The following is a 16554-nucleotide window of genomic DNA, read 5'->3' as shown; positions in this document are numbered from 1 at the left end:
TGTCACGTGATCCACGAACCGTAGGTGAAAGCTATTCACCTTTCAAGTACGGTGAGCCTCATGCAGCCCCGCACCCGCCTCGACGCCGCGACCAAGGAGCACGACCCTCCGTTCGCGATCGTCGACCTGGACGCCTTCGACAGCAACGCGGCCGACCTCGCGCGGCGCGCGGGCGGTCGACCGATCCGGGTGGCGAGCAAGTCCGTCCGGGTCCGCGCGCTCCTGGAACGGGTGCTCGCGCGGCCCGGCTACGAGGGCGTCATGTGCTACTCGCTGGCCGAGGCGCTGTGGCTCTCGTCGGTGAACCTCTCCGAAGACCTCCTGGTCGCCTACCCGACCGTGGACCACACGGCGCTCAAGCGGCTCGCCCTGGACGAGCAGGCACGCGGGCGCATCACCCTCATGATCGACTCGACCGCCCACCTCGACCTGATCCGGGCCGCGCTCGGCGTCGACCACCCGGAGATCCGGGTGTGCATGGAGCTGGACGTCTCGTGGCGTCCCCTGCCCGGCCTGCACATCGGCCCACGACGTTCTCCCGTGCACACGTCACGCGAAGCGCGCGCTCTGGCCGAGGCCATCGCCCGTCGTCCGGGGTTCCGGCTGGTCGGCGTGATGGCCTACGAAGGCCAGATCGCGGGCTTGGGCGACCAGCCGCCCGGCAAGCCGCTGCGCGGCGCGGTGCTGCGCTGGATGCAACGCCACTCCGCCGCCGAACTGGTCGAACGCCGCACGACCGCGGTGGCCGCCGTCCGCCGCACCGCCGACCTGGAGTTCGTCAACGGCGGCGGCACCGGGAGCCTGGAGGTCACCGCGGCCGACCCGTCGGTCACCGAACTCGCCGCCGGCTCCGGCCTGATCGGGCCGACCCTGTTCGACGGCTACCGCGGTTTCCAGCCCAAACCCGCGGTGATGTTCGCGCTGCCCGTGGTGCGCAGGCCGAAGCGGCACGTGGCCACCCTGTTCTCCGGTGGTTACATCGCCTCCGGCACCGCGACCGCCGACCGCCAGCCCTCCCCGTACCTGCCGCTCGGGTTGAAGCTGCTGCCGCTGGAAGGCGCGGGCGAAGTGCAAACCCCGGTGGTGGGCCGGGCGGCCGACTCACTCCGCCTCGGCGACCGAGTGTGGATGCGGCACGCCAAGGCGGGCGAGCTGGCCGAGCGGTTCACCCACTACCACGTCGTCCGAGGCGACGTGGTGGAGCGGACCGTGCCCACCTACCGGGGCGAAGGCCACTCGTTCGGTTGATCCTGAAAGCTAGTCCGGGAGCCTGGTCGACAGGTACCCGCGCACCAAAGCCTTCGCCTCGTCCAGAATCCGCTGGTCACCGGCCGGGTCACGGCGGAACGCCAGGTTCAGCACGCCGTCCGCCGCCTCCACCGCGATCGAGATCGGCAGCTGCAACTCGGTGAACGGGATGCCGAACTTGGTCGAGATCATCTCCGCGATCCGGTCCGAGATGACCGTGTTGTTGTCCCGCCGGTCGTCGAGCAGCCGCATGTCGACCACGTCGCCGAAGTGCAGTTTCGAGAACGCGGGCACCTCGCGGTGCATGGAGACGTACACGTCGAAGATCGAGTCGACGGCGTCCCACCAGTGTTCGAGGGTGGTCGAGGTGAACCGGCCGTCCACGGTCTGGATGAACTTCTCCAGGTTGCGCAGGGTCAGCGCCTGCACGACGGCCCGCTTGTCCGGGAAGAACTGGTACAGCGAGCCGACCGCAACGCCCGCGCGTTCCGCGATCAATGTCGTTGTGACTCCGTCGTAGCCGACCTCCTCGATGAGCTGGGCGCAGGCTTCGAGCATCCGCTCGACGCGCTTGGCGCTGCGCTGCTGCACCGGCTGACGGCGCAGCGGGGTCGTACTCGTCACGGCGACTCCTGCTCCGATGGGCTGCGGGACTCCATAGTGCCCGGTTGTGGACCTTTCCACTTCACTTCACGGTGCAACACGCCTACGATCCGAATCACTTTCATGTTCTGGGAGGCTCGTGTGACCACGTCCAACAACTTTCCGGGCGCCGATGACTTCCTCTGGGGTGTGTCGACCTCTGCCTTCCAGATCGAAGGCGCGTTCACCGCCGCCGGCAGGCAACCTTCAGCGTGGGACACGTTCCCCGCGTTCGGGGGTCAGGACGCGTCCGTGGCGTGCGACCACTATCACCGCTACCGCGAGGACGTCGAGCTCATGCGGTCCCTCGGCATCGGCGCCTACCGGTTCTCCGTGTCGTGGCCGCGGGTGCTCGCGGGCGACCTGGCGTTCTACGACCGGCTGGTGGACGAGCTGCTGGAATCCGGCATCGCGCCCGTCGCCACGCTGTACCACTGGGACACGCCCCTGGCGCTGGAGGAAGCGGGCGGGTGGCTCAACCGCGACACCGCCCACCGGTTCGCCGAGTACACCGCCACCGTCGCCGAACGCCTGGCCGACCGGGTCGCGATGTGGATCCCGATCAACGAACCCGCGATGGTGACCCTGCTCGGGTACGCCGTCGGGCAGCACGCACCGGGCAAGGCCCTGCTGTACGACGCGCTGCCGACCGCGCACCACCTCAACCTCGCGCACGGGCTGTCAGTGCAGGCGCTGCGTTCGGCCGGAGCGCGCGCTGTGGGCACGGCGAACAACCACACGCCCGCGTGGCCCGCCGGCCCGTCCGACGTCCAGGCGGCGGAGGCCTACTCCGATCTGCACAACTGGCTCTACGCCGACGCGCAGCTGGCCGGGCGCTACCCGGACTCGCTGGCCGACCGCTTGCCGATCGTGGACGGCGACCTGGCGATCACCTCTGCCCCGCTCGACTTCTACGGCGTCAACTACTACAACCCGACCCGGCTGCGGACGCCGTCCGAGGGCAACCCGCTGCCGTTCGAGATGGTGGACATCGACGAGTACCCCAAGACCGGCTTCGGCTGGCCGGTCGTGCCGTCCGGGCTGTCCGAGATGATCTCTTTGTTGCGAGATCGCTTTGTCGACTTGCCTCCGGTGTACGTGACCGAGAGCGGGTGCAGCTACCCGCACTCGCTCCAGGACACCGAGCGGATCGAGTACCTGGACGGGCACATCGACGAGGCGCTGAAGGCGGACGTCCGCGGGTACTTCGTGTGGTCCCTGATGGACAACTTCGAGTGGGACTCGGGCTACTCGCAGCGGTTCGGCCTGGTCCACGTCGACTACGAGACGCAGGAACGCACCCCCCGCGCCTCCTACGAGTGGTACCGCGATCGGATCAAGCGATGACGGATCAAGCGATGACGGATCAGGCGATGACCGCCGAGGCGCTGGCCGAACCGGTGGTCCCGGTCCGCGGGTCGTGGATGACGTGGCTGTTCCTGGCCAACCTCGGGCTGTGGCTGGCGATCTACGCGCCGATCCAGGTGCTGCTGCCACAGCAGGCCGAGCTGATCGACGCGGCCGGCAAAGAAGCGGTGTTCGGCCTGGTCACGGGCGTGGGCGCGCTGGCGGCGCTGGTGGCGAACCCGTTGATCGGGCTGTCGTCGGACCGCACCACGTCACGGTTCGGCCGACGCCACCCGTGGACGTTGGCCGGTGCGCTGCTCGGTGCCGTCGGACTGCTGGTGCTGTCGGCGGCGACATCGGTCGGCGCGATGGTGATCGGCTGGTGCCTGGTGCAGGCGGGGTTGAACGGGATGCTGGCCAGCCTCACCTCGGCCGTGCCCGACCGGGTGCCCGTGCGACAGCGGGCCAAGGTCGGCGGACTCGTCGGCGTCTCCCAGATGCTCGGCACGGTGCTCGGCGCGATCGTGGTGACGGTGCTGGTCAGCGGCCTGTCGGCGGGGTACGTGGCGTGCGCGGCGCTGGTCGTGGCCGGTGCCCTGGCGTTCGTGCTGATCACCCCGGACGCGCGGTTGCCGCTCGCCGCCCGACCGGCGCTGCGCTGGCGTGAGCTGTGGGTGTCGCCGAAGCAGCACCCGGACTTCGCCTGGGCCTGGGGCGCGCACTTCATGATCAACCTGGGCAACGCGTTCGGCACGCTGTACCTGCTGTACTTCCTCGACGACGTCGTGCGGCACCCGTCACCCGAGGACGGTTTGCTGGTGTTGATGCTGCTCTACGGCGTGGCGCTGGCCATCGGCGCGTTCGCCGTCGGTGCCCATTCGGACCGGACCGGCCGGCGCAAGCCGTACGTGCTGATGTCGGCCGGCGTGATGGCGGTGGCGGCGCTGCTGCTCGTCGCCTGGCCCACGTGGACGGCGGCGTTGATCGCGGCGCCGTTGCTCGGGGTCGGGTTCGGCGGGTACTGGGCGGTGGCGCTGGCGCTGTTGACGCAGGTCCTGCCCGCCGCGTCGGACCGCGCCAAGGATCTCGGGATGCTGAACATCGCCAACGCGCTGCCCCAGGTGCTGGCTCCGTTGCTGACCACGTTCGTGCTGGCGTCGCTCGGCGGGTACCGGGGGTTGTTCGCCGTGTCCGCGATCGCCACGCTGTGCGCGGCGGTGTTGGTGACCAGGGTTCGATCAGTGGCTTAGGGGGAGTTCGTTGCGGTTGGCGGGTAAGACGGTCGTGGTGACCGGTGCGTCCCAGGGCATCGGTGCGGCGACCGCCCTGACGCTCGCGGGGCGTGGTTCGGTTGTCGTGCTCGTGGCACGCAGCGGTGAAGCGCTCGATGAGCAGGTCGAACGGATCACGGCGACCGGCGGGCGTGCGGTGGCCGTACCGGCGGATCTCGCGGACGTCGACCAGATCTACGCGCTCGCCGACAAGGTGGTCGCGGAGGTCGGCGTGCCGGATGTGCTGGTCAACAACGCCGGTGTCGGCCGCTGGTTGTTCCTGGACGACACCCCGACGCCCGAGCTGGCCGGGATGATCGCCCTGCCGTTCACCGCGGCACTGCACCTGACCAGGGAATTCCTGCCCGGTATGCGGGCGCGGGGATCGGGGCGGGTGGTCAACGTGAACTCGCCGGTGTCCCGCCTGCCGATTCCTGGTGCGACCGGGTACGCGGCGGCCCGTTACGCGTTGCGCGGGATGACGGCGGCGTTGCGGATGGACCTGCGTGGCACCGGGGTCGGGGTGAGCGAGGTCGTGCCGGGCAAGGTGAGCAGCCGGTACTTCGTCAACAACCCCGGCGCGGAGGACCGGATCCCGGCCCTGGCCAGGGTCATCCCGACGGTGACGCCGGAGGTGGTGGCGGCGAAGATCGCGTGGGCCGTCGAGCGGGAGCGGGACGAAGTGGTGTTCCCGTGGCAGCTCAAGGCGTTCGAACTCTCCGGTCGGCTGTTCCCCGGACTCACCGGCTACCTGACCTGGCGGACCGGCACACACCGCTGACCACGCGAAACGGCCCCGATATCCGCGCGGGAGGGGCGGACATCGGGGCCGAAGTGGTGCCCGCGGACCAGTGTCGGTCGGGGAGGGAAGGTGTGCACAACACCGGCCCGCGGCTGTCTGTGTGTAGTTGTCGTGCTGGTTAGCTGGCCGGCGGTCCGTTCGTCGCGGTCGGGGGTTCGCACGTCCCGGACCGCCGGCCAGTAGGCGGGTGCTCGACCTCGTCGCGTCGGGGGAACGACAGGTCGGGGCCGCCCGTTAGTGGGCTCGAACCACCATTCCCCGCCGCGTCCGGGTGACAGGAGGGGTCACCGGCGCCGAGCGGAGGTGTCGAGCCGGGCGCGGGGCCAAACCGCCCGCGACCAGGTGTTCGTACGCGGCGCGCCACACCGAGCACGGGCTCTTCTGCTGCCGCCAACGACCGGAGCACTCGGGGCAGTTGCCCTTGTCATCCGGTTCGTGCGCGGCGAGCAGGGCCCGCCAGCCCTCGGTCAACCGAGGGAGCTCGGAACGTGCCACAGACAGGAGGGACGGGGCGTCGGCTTCGTTGGCCAGCTCCGTGAGCAGGTCCAACCGCTCCCACACCGCGTTGCGAAGAACTTGTCCGAGGATCTCGTCCACCGAAACGTCACCGTCACCTTTCCGCCTGCTCGGCGGCCTCACGTAGCGCGGCCTTGAGTTGTACGAGTTGGTCGGCCGAAAGGACCGCCGTCTCACCCGGCGGACCGACCAGGACCACACGGCCCTGGTCGACCAGCACGGTGAGGCAGCGCTCCCGGTCGACCACGTCGCTGCAACGAATACGCCACCAGCGACGGTGCCCGGTCGTGCCGCGCCATCCGGAGCCGAGGTCGGTCGACTCCTGGACGGACTGGGAAGCCGGAGTGGAGGCGGCCGTGGCGACGGCAGGCGCTGCCGGTCCACCAGTGGTGGTCACCGCCCGCTCGATCAGGTCCACAGCCAAGTTCCTCTCCGTGCTCACTCGCTTACCGGAACCTAGATTGCGATGATTCAACCCGGATCGGGACGTCATAGCGCTGGCCGGTGGTCGTTCCACGGTAAGCGGTCAGTGGAGTTCGGCAGGGCCGATCAGCCTCGCCGATCGGTACTTCTCGCAGTCGGGGAAGTGCCCCTACTCTGCCGTTGACGCCCAAAGGACTGTGAGGGGGCGCAATTGAACACCATCGGTTCGCCAAGCTCTCCTGTTACACCAGACGTCTGGGACCAACAGGAGATGCGGGACGCGCTGGCCAGACGAGAGATCAGTGCGGTCTACCGCCTGCTCCGACGGCACGGCGTGTCGCAGCGCCAGATCGCGGCGCTGACGGGCCAATCGCAGTCCGAAGTCTCGGAGATCCTCAAGGGACGCCAGGTCATGGCCTACGACGTCCTCGCGCGGATCGCCGCCGGCTTGGGTGTTCCAAGGGGGTACATGGGCCTCGCTTACGACGAGGCCACGGCAGTGCGGGTGGCCGCCACAGCGGAGGCACCCCATTCTGAGGAGGACGAGTCGGTGAAGCGAAGGAAGTTCCTCGCGCACGCCGCCGCCATCACCGTCGGCGCGGCCGTGTTCGGTACGGACTCCGGGTCTTGGGCTTCGTCGCCCGCGCAGACTCCGGCCCCTGGCCGCATCGGCATGACCGACGTCCGACAGGTCGAAGCGGCCACCAGGGCGTTGCGCACGTTGGACTACCAGTACGGCGGCGGCTCCTGTCGCGACGCGGTCGTGGCACAGCTGTCGTGGGGGCAGCAGATGCTCGGCGCGAACGCCACCGAGCTGGTCAAGGAGCGGCTCTACGTCGCGCTCGCCGACCTGCACAACCTGGCCGGCTGGACCTCGTTCGACACCGGCTTGTACGACTCCGCCCGCAACCACTTCGGCCAGGCCCTGGGGCTGGCCAAGCAGGGGCGCAAGGAAGAGCTCGTGGCCAACATCCTGTACCGGATGGGCCGCGTCTACCTGCACCAGAACGCCCCGGACGACGCGCTGAAGGTGTTCCAGCTCGGCCAGCTGGCCGCGCAGAACTCCGGCTCGGAACTCGCCGTCGGCATCCTGTGCGCCAACGAGGCGTGGGCCTACGCGAAGATGGGCTCCGACGACCAGGCGCTCAAGCTGCTCGGCCGCGCGCGCGACGAGTTCGCCCGCGCGAACATCGGCGAGGCGCCGGCCTGGGCGAAGTTCTTCGACGCCAACGACCTGTCCGCGATGATCGGCACGGTGCACACCGAGCTGGCGCAGACCGTGGACGTGAAGTACACGCGCACCGCGGTGCCCGCGCTGACCAAGGCCATCGGCGGCTACGGCGAGGACATGACCCGCAGCCGGTCGTTCAACCTCACCTCGTTGTCGATCAACCACCTGCTGGACGGCGACATCGACCACGGCGCCCGTCTCGGCCGCCAGGCGATCGAGCTGTCCGAGGGCCTGAAGTCGGTCCGCACCAAGGACCGGATGAAGCCGCTGCAGCACGAGGCGGAGCGCCGCCGCAACAACCCCGACGCACGTGAGCTCGCGGAACGCCTTGCCAAGTTCACCGGTAACGACAGCGCGGCCTGAGCCGCGGGGGGTCGCGCTCCTGGACGGCAGGTTCACCCCCACCGCGTTGACCGCCGTGCTGCAACGGCTGTGCGCACAGCTGGGGTTGGCGCACCACGGCGCGCGGCTCGTGAAGTTCACCAGCAACGCCGTGTTCGACCTGCCCGTCGACCGGGTCGTGGTCCGGATCGTCGGTTCGATGAAGCTGCGCCACCGGGCGCACAAGGTGGTCGAGGTCGCGCGGTGGCTGGCCTCGCACGACGTGCCCGCGGTCCGGCTGGTCGAGGACGTGCCCCAGCCGTTGGTCGTCGGCGAACACCTGGCCACCTTGTGGCACACCGTGCCGTCCTGCGGCAGGCCCGTCGACGGCCGTGACCTGGGCCGGGTGTTGCGCCAAGTGCACGCGCTGCCCGTGCCGGAGTTCGAGTTGCCGCGGTGGACGCCGTTGGACGACGTGCGGCGGCGGATCGCGGACGCCGAGGAGCTGTCCGCACCGGACCGCCGGTTCCTGGAGTACCGGTGCGCCGAGGTGGAGCAGGGCCTGGCCGGCCTGCGGACCGTGCTGCCGCAGGGCGTGGTGCACGGCGACGCGCACCTCGGGAACCTGATCCCCAGCCCGGACGGCCCGGTGATCTGCGATTTCGACTCCACCAGCCTCGGTCCGCGGGAGTGGGACCTGAGCACCCTGCCGGTCGGCGTGGCCCGCTTCGGCCACCCCGTCGAGTGGTACCGGCAGCTGGCCGACGAGTACGGCTTCGACGTCACGCGGTGGGCCGGCTTCGCGGTGTTGCGCGAGGTCCGGGAGCTGAAGCTGACCACGAGCGTGCTGCCGATCATGCGCAGCCACCCCGACGTGCGCGACGAGCTGCACAGCCGGCTCAAGGCGCTGCGCGCGAACGACACCAAGACCCGCTGGACCCCCTACCGCTGAATCCAGGGGTATGGGGGAACGAACCGGTAACACTCCTCGCGCGTCTTACGACTGAGGCATCGACGGGATGCGTGACGTGGGTCGGGCGAGGTGCACGTGGTCGGGAACCTGCTGGGTGTGAAGCGGCGGCGCGTCAGGCGTGCCATGGACGCCGCCCGGATGTTGGACGAGGTCGTGGACACGCAGCTGCCGTTGCTGGCGTCGTTCGACGAGCAGCGCCGCCGCCGTTCCGCGAACTACCTGGCCGAACTGGTGAAGCTGGCCCAGGACTACCGGTACTTCGCCAACGGGTGGATCGACGCCAAGGAGCTCGAACGGCGGGGCAAGGACGCGATGTCCGAGCTGATCCGCCTCCGCGAGGACCCTTCCGCCCGACTGGTCAGCGACTAGGACGTTCGGCGCAGCTCGTCGCACCGAACGGACCACTCGCCGATGACCGTCCGTGCCAGAGGGGAGTCGACGCCCTCGCCGACTCCCCTGGCGCTCACTTGGTGATGTCGACCCGCTGCAGGCCCTTGCAGGCGACTTCATCCGCGTAGTTGACCAGGCAGGTCGGCGAGACCAGCTTGTGGGAGAAGATCATCTTGTGGCTCTTCTTGCCGTTCGAGTAGGTGTCCTCGCGCCACATCTCGTGGTTCGGCATCTTGTCGTGGCTGCCGACCACCTCGGTCCGGCCGTCCCGGCCACTGCGAACGCGGCGAACACCAGCCATGTCTTGGCCGGGTTCTCGTGCGACGGCGTTTCCTCCGTCGGGTGTGCACGCGGCGGCGCGGTGCGGCGGCAGGGGATTTGTCGGCGTGGCATCGGATGCCCCTTCTGATCGGAATCTCTCGACCAGAGGCAAGCTGTCCGAACAGGGGGCCGACAAGGGCTGGGGGTGTGCGGGACAGTCCCGCACACCCCGTTCGATCACACGTCAGGAGACCGGCGCGCGGGAGAGGATGACTGCCAATCCGAATGCGATACCCATGATGGCGAGCTCCACCGCGGCCCACGTGACGATCGCCGTCGTCTTGTGCTGGGCGATGTGGGGCAGCAGGCGCCAGCGGATGTTCGCGCCGAGGGCGGCCAGGAGTCCGGCGCACACGATTTTGCCGATCAGGACCAAGCCGTACGACGTGGTGAAAAGGGAAGCCGGCAGGGCGACGACCGGGTTCAGCGCCAACTCCAGCAGACCGTTGAACAAACCGGTCGCGGACACCAGGATCAGGGCGATCGTCGCCAGTTTCGAGAACTTCGGCAGAGCGTCCGCCAGCAATCCGCGCCGGTGTGCCACCAGCACGATCAACGCCGCCAAACCGCCGGTCCACGCGGCCGCACCGAGAACGTGCAGCTCCATCGAGATCATCGAGTAGTCGTGGTACTTCCAGTTCGACGCGTGACCCGTCACCGGCAGCGGCAACAACCCGAACATGGCGATCAGGATGCGCAACTCCGCCGGCACGGATTCACCTCGGCGTACCGCCATCGCGCCGACCCACAGGTACGCGATGGCGCACACCGCGCTGAACAAAAGCCCTTGGCCCGCGCCCACGCGTTGGACGTAATCCACGACCATCGGCATGGTCAGGTTCGCGTCCGGTCGGGTTTCGTACGCGCGGATGACGATGGACAGCAGTGCGGTGAACGCCCACACCGCCGCGGCGATCACCGCGGCCGGTCTGGCGATGCGCATCACCGGTTCGGTGAGGGTCGGGCGGCTGAAGCCGAGCAGTTTGGGCAGCAGCGACAGGCCCACGACGATCGTCGCGGCCAGGTCCAGCAGCGTCCGCACCAACGGGTGGGCGAACCGGACCACCACCCCGGGCTCGGCCACGCCCACCGCTTCCGGTGTGCTGGACAGGCCCAGTCCCAGGAACACGCCGAAGGCTCCGCCTGCCAGCAGGCCGCCGACGATCCAGTACCTGTTCGTGGCGGTGGTGGTCCGGTTCACCGTCATCGCTTGGTGCTCTCCTTCGGCCCCCCGCGCTGGGCGAGGTACGCGCCGCCGCCCAGCAGCACGACCGCGCCCGCGATCCACACCCAGATGGGCACGCCGCCCGCACCGGACGACGTGGACCCGGAGTCAGGGGTGGCCGCCGCCGCGGCGGGCGCGGGCGTGCCGTCGCCCGCCTTGGTCAGGGCGAACTTGAGCGAACCCGTCACCGGGTGTCCGTCCGCCGAGAGGATCCGGTAGCCGATCGTGTACTCGGCGGCCGGTCCCAGCGGGCGGACCGGGAACACGACGCTGTTGTTCGTCACCGTCGGCTCGCCCTCCGCTTCCCAGCGCGTGCCCTCGGGGCCGGTGACGGTGATCGTGTTGAACTTCTCCCCGGCCTGCACCGGCTGGTCGAAGGTCAGCGTGATCGCCGTCGGTCCGGCCTCCAGCTGCGACCCGTCCTTGGGGTCGCTGCTGACCAGCGAGTTGTGCGCGAACGCCGGTGTGGCCGTGCCGAGCACGACCGCGCCCGCGACCAGGCCGGTCAGCAGGAGCGAGACGACGCGCCTCATGCCGTCGGCTTGCCCGCGCGACGGGACCGCAGCACGGCGCCCGCACCCAAGCCGAGACCCAGCGCGCCGACCGCCAGACCGGCGCCACCCAGCCAGCGGGCGGTGTCGTCGGTCGAAGCCGCCGCCGCCGCGCTGTGGCCGGTGTCCGCCGTGGCGACCGCCGTGGCGGTGCCGTGGGCGTCACCCTCCGTCGAAGCGACGAGCTTCAGCACGGGCGCGGGGCGTTCCGGCTCCTCGGCGCCTTCGGCGGGCGGCGGGGCGTTCCAGTCGACGACCTCACCGCTGTCGTAGGTCTGCTTGGTCGGCAGGACCAGCTGTTCGGTGTTGTCCGGCAGCGGCCCGACGGACAGGTCGAACTCGTTGAACTGGCCCGGCTCGATGCGGGTGCCCGGCTCCGCCGTCCACGTGACCGTCCGCACGGCCTCGGTGACGTCGCGGCCGTGGCTCTTGACCGGCGTGGCCAGCTTCTCCTTCACCGCCTCGACCTTCCAGCCGGGCGTCGGCTTGGTGCTCACCGACGCCAGCGGGTACTCGGCGGGCAGGGTCAGCTCCAGCTTCACCGTGCCCGCGTCGGCGCGTTCGTTGGGCACGCGCAGCGTGACCTTGGTGTACCCACCTTGCACGGCGTCCTTCGGCGTGGACGCGGTGACGTGCGCGGACGCGAGTCCGGCGGTGGTCAGCGAGAGGATCGCGGCGGTCGCGAGCACGGCGCCGCCCTTGGCGAGCGTGCGCACGCCAAATCGATTTGTCGACATGAAGTTGGGGCTCCTGAAACCTGAGGGTGTGTGCTGGGACTCGGGTGATCAGGAGCTAGGAGGACCACGGCGGCCGTGCACCCGCCGCAACAACACCGCGACCAGCGTGTTCGCGGATGGCGCCGGCGTGAGCGACCACAGCACCCCGACCGGCACGACCGGGGTGAGGGGTCGCGGCAGCAGCCGGGAGACGGCCGTGACCAGCGCGTGCAGCGTGGCGTCGGCCCTGGCCAGCAGCAGGCCGGTGAGGAGCGCGGCGACCACGTGCGCGGCGGTCATGGCGGTCGGGCTGAACCCGAGGCCGGGGCCGTCGGCGGTGTGGTGGCCGAGGTTGAGCAGCGCGTGCTGCCCGAGTTGGGCGGCGCCGAGCGTGGCCAGGGTCGTCCACGGGCGGCGTCCGCGTTCGGCGACCGCCGTGCCCGCGAACGCGATGAGCACCGTCAACGGCAGCGCGGGCGCGAACTCGGTGACCGAACCGCCGGCGGCGCCGTGCGCGGTGACGCTGAGTGCGGCGGACGTGACAGCCAACAGCACCGCCCGCGCGAAGCGGGTGGAGGCGGGCTGACCGGTCACAGGGCAGAGAGTAGGAGGTCGCAGCTCACGCGTGGGAGTCCCCACGGTTAAGTATGAGTTTGCCGTACTCCGTTCGGGGGTAAGGAGATACCCGTGACGACCGAGAGTAAACCTGTCAACCAACCTTTGCCCGGTGATCCCCGGGCCGACCGACCCGGGCGTACGGACCGGGTCGTGTTCGGTGTGGCAGCCGCTGTCACGCTCGCGTTCGTCGGTTGGGGCATTTTCGGCACCCAGTCCCTCGCGACCACGTCCGGAACAGCCCTGAACTGGGTCATCGGCAACCTGGGCTGGGCGTTCGTGCTCACCGCGTCCGGGTTCGTGGTGTTCGCCCTGTGGCTGGCGGTGAGCCGCTACGGCCGCATCCCGCTCGGCCGCGACGACGAGCCGCCGGAGTTCCGGACCGTCTCGTGGGTGGCGATGATGTTCAGCGCCGGCATGGGCATCGGCCTGATGTTCTACGGCGTGAACGAGCCGCTGTCGCACTTCGTGACCCCACCGCCCGGCACCGTCGACGGCGGCACCGACCAGGCCGTGCAGACCGCGATGGCCACCACCCTGTTCCACTGGACGCTGCACCCGTGGGCGATCTACGCGGTCGTCGGCCTGGCCATCGCCTACGGCAGCTTCCGGCGCGGGCGCAGCCAGCTGATCAGCGCCGCGTTCGCACCACTGCTCGGGCAGCGCCGGGTGGAAGGCGCGGCCGGGCGGGCGATCGACGTGCTGGCGATCTTCGCCACCCTGTTCGGGTCGGCCACCTCGCTCGGCCTCGGCGCGTTGCAGATCGGCAGCGGCCTGGAGGTGGCCGGCTGGCTGGGCGAGGTCGGCAACGGCGTGCTGGTGGGCGTCATCGCCGTGCTGACCATGGCGTTCGTCGCGTCGGCGGTGTCCGGTGTGGCCAAGGGCATCCAGTGGCTGTCGAACACGAACATGGTGCTGGCCCTGGTGCTCGCCGCGTTCGTGTTCGTGGTCGGGCCGACGGTGTTCGTGCTCAACCTGGTGCCCACCGCGATCGGCGACTACTTCCGCGAACTGGCCGACATGGCCGGCCGCACCGCCGCGTCCGGTGGCGACGCGACCGAGACGTGGCTGTCCGGCTGGACGATCTTCTACTGGGCCTGGTGGATCTCGTGGACGCCGTTCGTCGGCATGTTCATCGCCCGGATCAGCCGCGGCCGCACGATCCGGCAGTTCGTCGCGGGCGTGATCGGCGTGCCCAGCCTGGTCAGCCTGGGGTGGTTCTGCGTGTTCGGCGGCACGGCGATCTTCGTGCAACGGTCCGGCACCGATCTCGCGGGCGCGTCCTCACCGGAGAGCCAGCTGTTCGCGCTGCTCGACCAGTTCCCGCTGGCCGCGGTCGCCGGAGTGGTGGTGATGGTGCTGGTGGCGATCTTCTTCGTGTCCGGCGCGGACGCCGCTTCCGTCGTGATGGGCACGTTGTCGCAGCGCGGCTCGATCCGGCCGACGAAGGGCGTGGTCGTGTTCTGGGGCGTGCTCACCGGCGTCGTCGCGGCGGTGATGCTGCTGGTCGGCGGTTCGAGCGGGCTGACCGGGTTGCAGAACCTGACGATCATCGCCGCGCTGCCGTTCATGGTCGTCATGGTGGGGCTGTGCGTGTCGCTGGCCCGTGACCTGCGCAGCGACCCGCTGATCCGGCGCGAGGAACGGGTCGCCGAGGTGATGGAAGAGGTCACCGCGCAGCTCGGCCCCGAGGAGACCGCCTACCGGGCGGTGGAGCAGCTCACACGCCGAGGCGTTTGAGCAGGTCCGCTTCCAACGCGTCCAGGTCGGTCGCGACGGCGCGGTGAGCGGCCCTGCGCCGCGGTGCGGGCATGCGTTCCGACGCCCGCACCGCGGCCAGCAGCTGCGCCAGGCGCTTCTCGGTGGTCTCGACGTAGCTGCGCTCGGTGTCCCGCAACTGGTCGAGCGCTTCGCTGAACCCGGCGATCCGGGCGTGCAGGCTCGCGCCCCGGCCCGAGTACCGGGTCAGCTGGTCGACCGGCACACCGAGCCGTCCGGCCCGGTAGTGGTCGTAGCGGTCGCTCAGCAGTGCGGCGGCACGGGCCGCGATCGGCGCCACCACCGGGATCAACGCCGGCGCCAGCACCTTGGCCACGCCCACGAGGTTCTTCGCCCTGCCCGGGGTGAACCCCTTGCTGCTCTTCTCACGCGCCATGGCCGCACCTCAGTCCGATCGCCGGGCTCCGCCGGGGTCTCAACCGCAGACCCTAGAGCCGTCGGGGCAAAAGATCGACTCGACTCCGCGAGGTTGCCGGTACAAGCACGCACCCGGCGTCATACCCTGCACTGGTGACTTCCCAGGTGCAGCTCGACGCCGGTGTGGTCACTCGTTGCCGGCGGCGGGTGCACCTCGAACACGATCCGACCATGCGCGAAGTGCCCAAACTGCCCCCGGATCCCACCGGTCAGCAGCGCAAGGCCGACGCGACCGAACACCGGCGCGCGGTCGCCACCGCGTTGGGCCGGGTCGTCGGGTCGGACCTGATGGAGATCCCGCAGGACGTCCCGTCGGCCGACCGCGAACGCGTGACGGCCGCCGCGATGCAGGCCGGTATCCCGTTCATCTGGGGCGCCGCCCTGCCGCGCGACCCGCTGGGCGGCCGACGCGGCGGCATCGACCTGCTGGTGAAGGAGGCCACCGGGTACGTGCCGGTGCTGGTGGTCCGGCACAAGGTCAGCGACCCCGGCCAGGGCGCGCGCACGTCACCGCTGTCCTACCCGCTGCCGGGCAACGCGCGCGTCGACCCGCTGCGCAAGGTCCGGCCGCAGCCGCGCGACCAGCTCCGGTTGGCGCACGCACAACGCCAGCTCCAAGCCGCCGGGTTCGCCATGCGCGGCCGTGCGACCGGCGGCGTGATCGGCATGGACGCCGACGTCGTCGTGTGGCACGACCTGGAAGCGCCGACGTGGCCGGGCGGCAGGACCGCGCTGGCCGAGTACGACACCCGGTTCTCCGACCGGCTGGCCGTGGCGTCGGCCGCCAGCACCGGCGCCGACCCGCTGGCCCGCGCCTCCCGGATCGTGGAGTGCCGCAGCTGCCCGTGGTGGCCGGTGTGCGAGACCGACCTGAAGGCCGCACGGGACGTCAGCCTCGTCGTGCGCGGTGAGGACGCCGTGGCGCTGCGCAAGGTCGGCGTCGGCACGGTCGACGACCTGGCCCGGCTCGACCCGGACGAGCAGGTCATCCCGCTGGTCGGGATGCTGTACTCGGACGCGGTGATCCTGGCCCGCGCCTGGCTGCGCGACCTCGCCGTGGTGCGGCGGGTGTCGAGGATGGACGTGCCGCGCGCCGACGTCGAGGTCGACGTGGACATGGAGAGCTTCGGCGACCTCGGCGCGTACATGTGGGGCTGCTGGCTGTCCGGGCAGGACGTCGGCGAGGAGTACGGCTACCGGGCGTTCGCCACCTGGGACCCGCTGCCCTGCGCGGACGAGGCCCGGTCGTTCGCCGAGTTCTGGGGCTGGCTCACCGGGGTGCGGCTGCGCGCCCGTGCGCGCGGCCTGTCGTTCAAGGCGTACTGCTACAACGAACTCGCGGAGAACCGCTGGCTGCTCGGGTCGGCCGAGCGGTTCAAGGGGCAGCCCGGCATCCCGACCGTGGCGCAGGTGCGGGAGTTCATCACGTCCGACTCGTGGGTGGACCTGTTCGGCATCGTGCAGGAGCAGTTCCTGTGCGCCCACGGCAAGGGTCTGAAGACGATCGCCCCCGTCGCCGGGTTCCGCTGGCGCGACCCGGAAGCCGGCGGCGAGAACTCGATGCGCTGGTACCGCGACGCCGTCGGCATGGACGGCCAACCGTCGAACCCCGCCCAACGCCGACGACTGCTGGAGTACAACGAGGACGACGTCCGCGCCACCCACACGCTGAGGGAGTGGATGACGTCGGACGCCATGGACGACCTCCCCTTCGCCGGCGATCTCTAACACCTCAACGCGAGGTCGCGACTTCCAGGCGACCGAGC

18 protein-coding genes are annotated in these 16554 nt (G+C 70.2%); 9 read left to right on the top strand and 9 right to left on the bottom strand.

Annotation, left to right across the window (positions count from 1 at the left end):
* Positions 1-60 precede the first annotated feature (60 nt).
* Entirely contained in the window at positions 61-1248 is a 1188-nt protein-coding gene (locus tag ALI22I_RS38865) for an amino acid deaminase/aldolase (protein ID WP_077011150.1), read from the top strand.
* Between the two features lie 9 nt (positions 1249-1257).
* Here the strand turns inward: ALI22I_RS38865 and ALI22I_RS38860 are convergent, their stop codons facing one another.
* Entirely contained in the window at positions 1258-1872 is a 615-nt protein-coding gene (locus ALI22I_RS38860) for a TetR family transcriptional regulator (protein WP_083752328.1), read from the bottom strand.
* Positions 1873-1992: 120 nt separating this feature from the next.
* Here ALI22I_RS38860 and ALI22I_RS38855 point away from each other — a divergent pair, with 120 nt between their 5' ends.
* The 3 genes from ALI22I_RS38855 to ALI22I_RS38845 are packed head-to-tail and all read left to right on the top strand — an operon-like array spanning position 1993 to position 5289.
* Positions 1993-3237, top strand: a complete 1245-nt coding sequence (locus ALI22I_RS38855) for a glycoside hydrolase family 1 protein (RefSeq protein WP_238598775.1) — start codon at positions 1993-1995, stop codon at positions 3235-3237.
* Between the two features lie 11 nt (positions 3238-3248).
* Positions 3249-4487, top strand: a complete 1239-nt coding sequence (locus ALI22I_RS38850) for an MFS transporter (protein ID WP_077010576.1) — start codon at positions 3249-3251, stop codon at positions 4485-4487.
* 37 nt (positions 4488-4524) lie between these two features.
* Positions 4525-5289, top strand: coding sequence for an SDR family NAD(P)-dependent oxidoreductase (locus ALI22I_RS38845; RefSeq protein ID WP_238598774.1), 765 nt, complete (start codon positions 4525-4527; stop codon positions 5287-5289).
* 255 nt (positions 5290-5544) lie between these two features.
* On the opposite strand, the gene ALI22I_RS38840 is transcribed toward ALI22I_RS38845, so the two are convergent.
* Together ALI22I_RS38840 and ALI22I_RS38835 are read right to left on the bottom strand one after the other, a co-directional pair.
* Positions 5545-5907, bottom strand: coding sequence for a hypothetical protein (locus ALI22I_RS38840; protein WP_077010574.1), 363 nt, complete (start codon positions 5905-5907; stop codon positions 5545-5547).
* Positions 5908-5920: 13 nt separating this feature from the next.
* Positions 5921-6244, bottom strand: coding sequence for a hypothetical protein (locus ALI22I_RS38835; protein ID WP_077010573.1), 324 nt, complete (start codon positions 6242-6244; stop codon positions 5921-5923).
* 276 nt (positions 6245-6520) lie between these two features.
* On the opposite strand from ALI22I_RS38835, the gene ALI22I_RS38830 reads away from it, so the two are divergent.
* From ALI22I_RS38830 to ALI22I_RS38820, 3 genes are all read left to right on the top strand, one after another.
* The gene (locus ALI22I_RS38830; RefSeq protein ID WP_238598773.1) at positions 6521-7843 is read left to right on the top strand and encodes a helix-turn-helix domain-containing protein; all 1323 of its coding nucleotides are present in this window, start codon (positions 6521-6523) and stop codon (positions 7841-7843) included.
* A 19-nt stretch (positions 7844-7862) separates the two neighbouring features.
* Positions 7863-8753: an aminoglycoside phosphotransferase family protein gene (locus ALI22I_RS38825; protein WP_077011149.1), complete on the top strand. Its 891-nt coding sequence runs from the start codon at positions 7863-7865 to the stop codon at positions 8751-8753.
* Between the two features lie 96 nt (positions 8754-8849).
* Positions 8850-9143 carry a hypothetical protein gene (locus ALI22I_RS38820; RefSeq protein WP_238598772.1) on the top strand — a complete coding sequence of 98 codons (294 nt, stop codon included), beginning with the start codon at positions 8850-8852 and terminating at the stop codon, positions 9141-9143.
* Between the two features lie 94 nt (positions 9144-9237).
* Here ALI22I_RS38820 and ALI22I_RS38815 read toward each other — a convergent pair whose 3' ends face one another.
* The 5 genes from ALI22I_RS38815 to ALI22I_RS38795 form a co-directional block, all read right to left on the bottom strand.
* Positions 9238-9465: a hypothetical protein gene (locus ALI22I_RS38815; protein ID WP_077010571.1), complete on the bottom strand. Its 228-nt coding sequence runs from the start codon at positions 9463-9465 to the stop codon at positions 9238-9240.
* Positions 9466-9669: 204 nt separating this feature from the next.
* Positions 9670-10692 carry a copper resistance D family protein gene (locus ALI22I_RS38810; protein ID WP_077010570.1) on the bottom strand — a complete coding sequence of 341 codons (1023 nt, stop codon included), beginning with the start codon at positions 10690-10692 and terminating at the stop codon, positions 9670-9672.
* Complete coding sequence (locus ALI22I_RS38805) at positions 10689-11243, bottom strand: copper resistance CopC family protein (protein WP_077010569.1); 555 nt, start codon at positions 11241-11243, stop codon at positions 10689-10691. Before ALI22I_RS38805 ends, ALI22I_RS38810 begins: the two co-directional genes overlap by 4 nt.
* The gene (locus tag ALI22I_RS38800; protein WP_077010568.1) at positions 11240-11998 is read right to left on the bottom strand and encodes a YcnI family copper-binding membrane protein; all 759 of its coding nucleotides are present in this window, start codon (positions 11996-11998) and stop codon (positions 11240-11242) included. Before ALI22I_RS38800 ends, ALI22I_RS38805 begins: the two co-directional genes overlap by 4 nt.
* A 48-nt stretch (positions 11999-12046) precedes the next feature.
* On the bottom strand, positions 12047-12571 hold the full coding sequence (locus tag ALI22I_RS38795; RefSeq protein WP_083752327.1) for a hypothetical protein: 525 nt from the start codon (positions 12569-12571) through the stop codon (positions 12047-12049).
* 126 nt (positions 12572-12697) lie between these two features.
* Here ALI22I_RS38795 and ALI22I_RS38790 point away from each other — a divergent pair, with 126 nt between their 5' ends.
* Positions 12698-14332: a BCCT family transporter gene (locus tag ALI22I_RS38790; RefSeq protein WP_443217017.1), complete on the top strand. Its 1635-nt coding sequence runs from the start codon at positions 12698-12700 to the stop codon at positions 14330-14332.
* Here the strand turns inward: ALI22I_RS38790 and ALI22I_RS38785 are convergent.
* On the bottom strand, positions 14313-14747 hold the full coding sequence (locus tag ALI22I_RS38785; RefSeq protein ID WP_077010566.1) for a DUF6474 family protein: 435 nt from the start codon (positions 14745-14747) through the stop codon (positions 14313-14315). The genes ALI22I_RS38790 and ALI22I_RS38785 overlap by 20 nt on opposite strands.
* 134 nt (positions 14748-14881) lie before the next feature.
* Between ALI22I_RS38785 and ALI22I_RS38780 the strand changes: the two genes are divergently transcribed.
* A complete protein-coding gene (locus ALI22I_RS38780; RefSeq protein WP_077010565.1) occupies positions 14882-16516 on the top strand; it encodes a TM0106 family RecB-like putative nuclease in 1635 nt (544 codons plus the stop codon).
* The last annotated feature ends 38 nt before the right edge of the window (positions 16517-16554 follow it).

Source organism: Saccharothrix sp. ALI-22-I (genome assembly GCF_001984175.1).
Taxonomy (GTDB): domain Bacteria; phylum Actinomycetota; class Actinomycetes; order Mycobacteriales; family Pseudonocardiaceae; genus Actinosynnema.
This window is presented reverse-complemented; position numbering and strand designations above follow the sequence as displayed.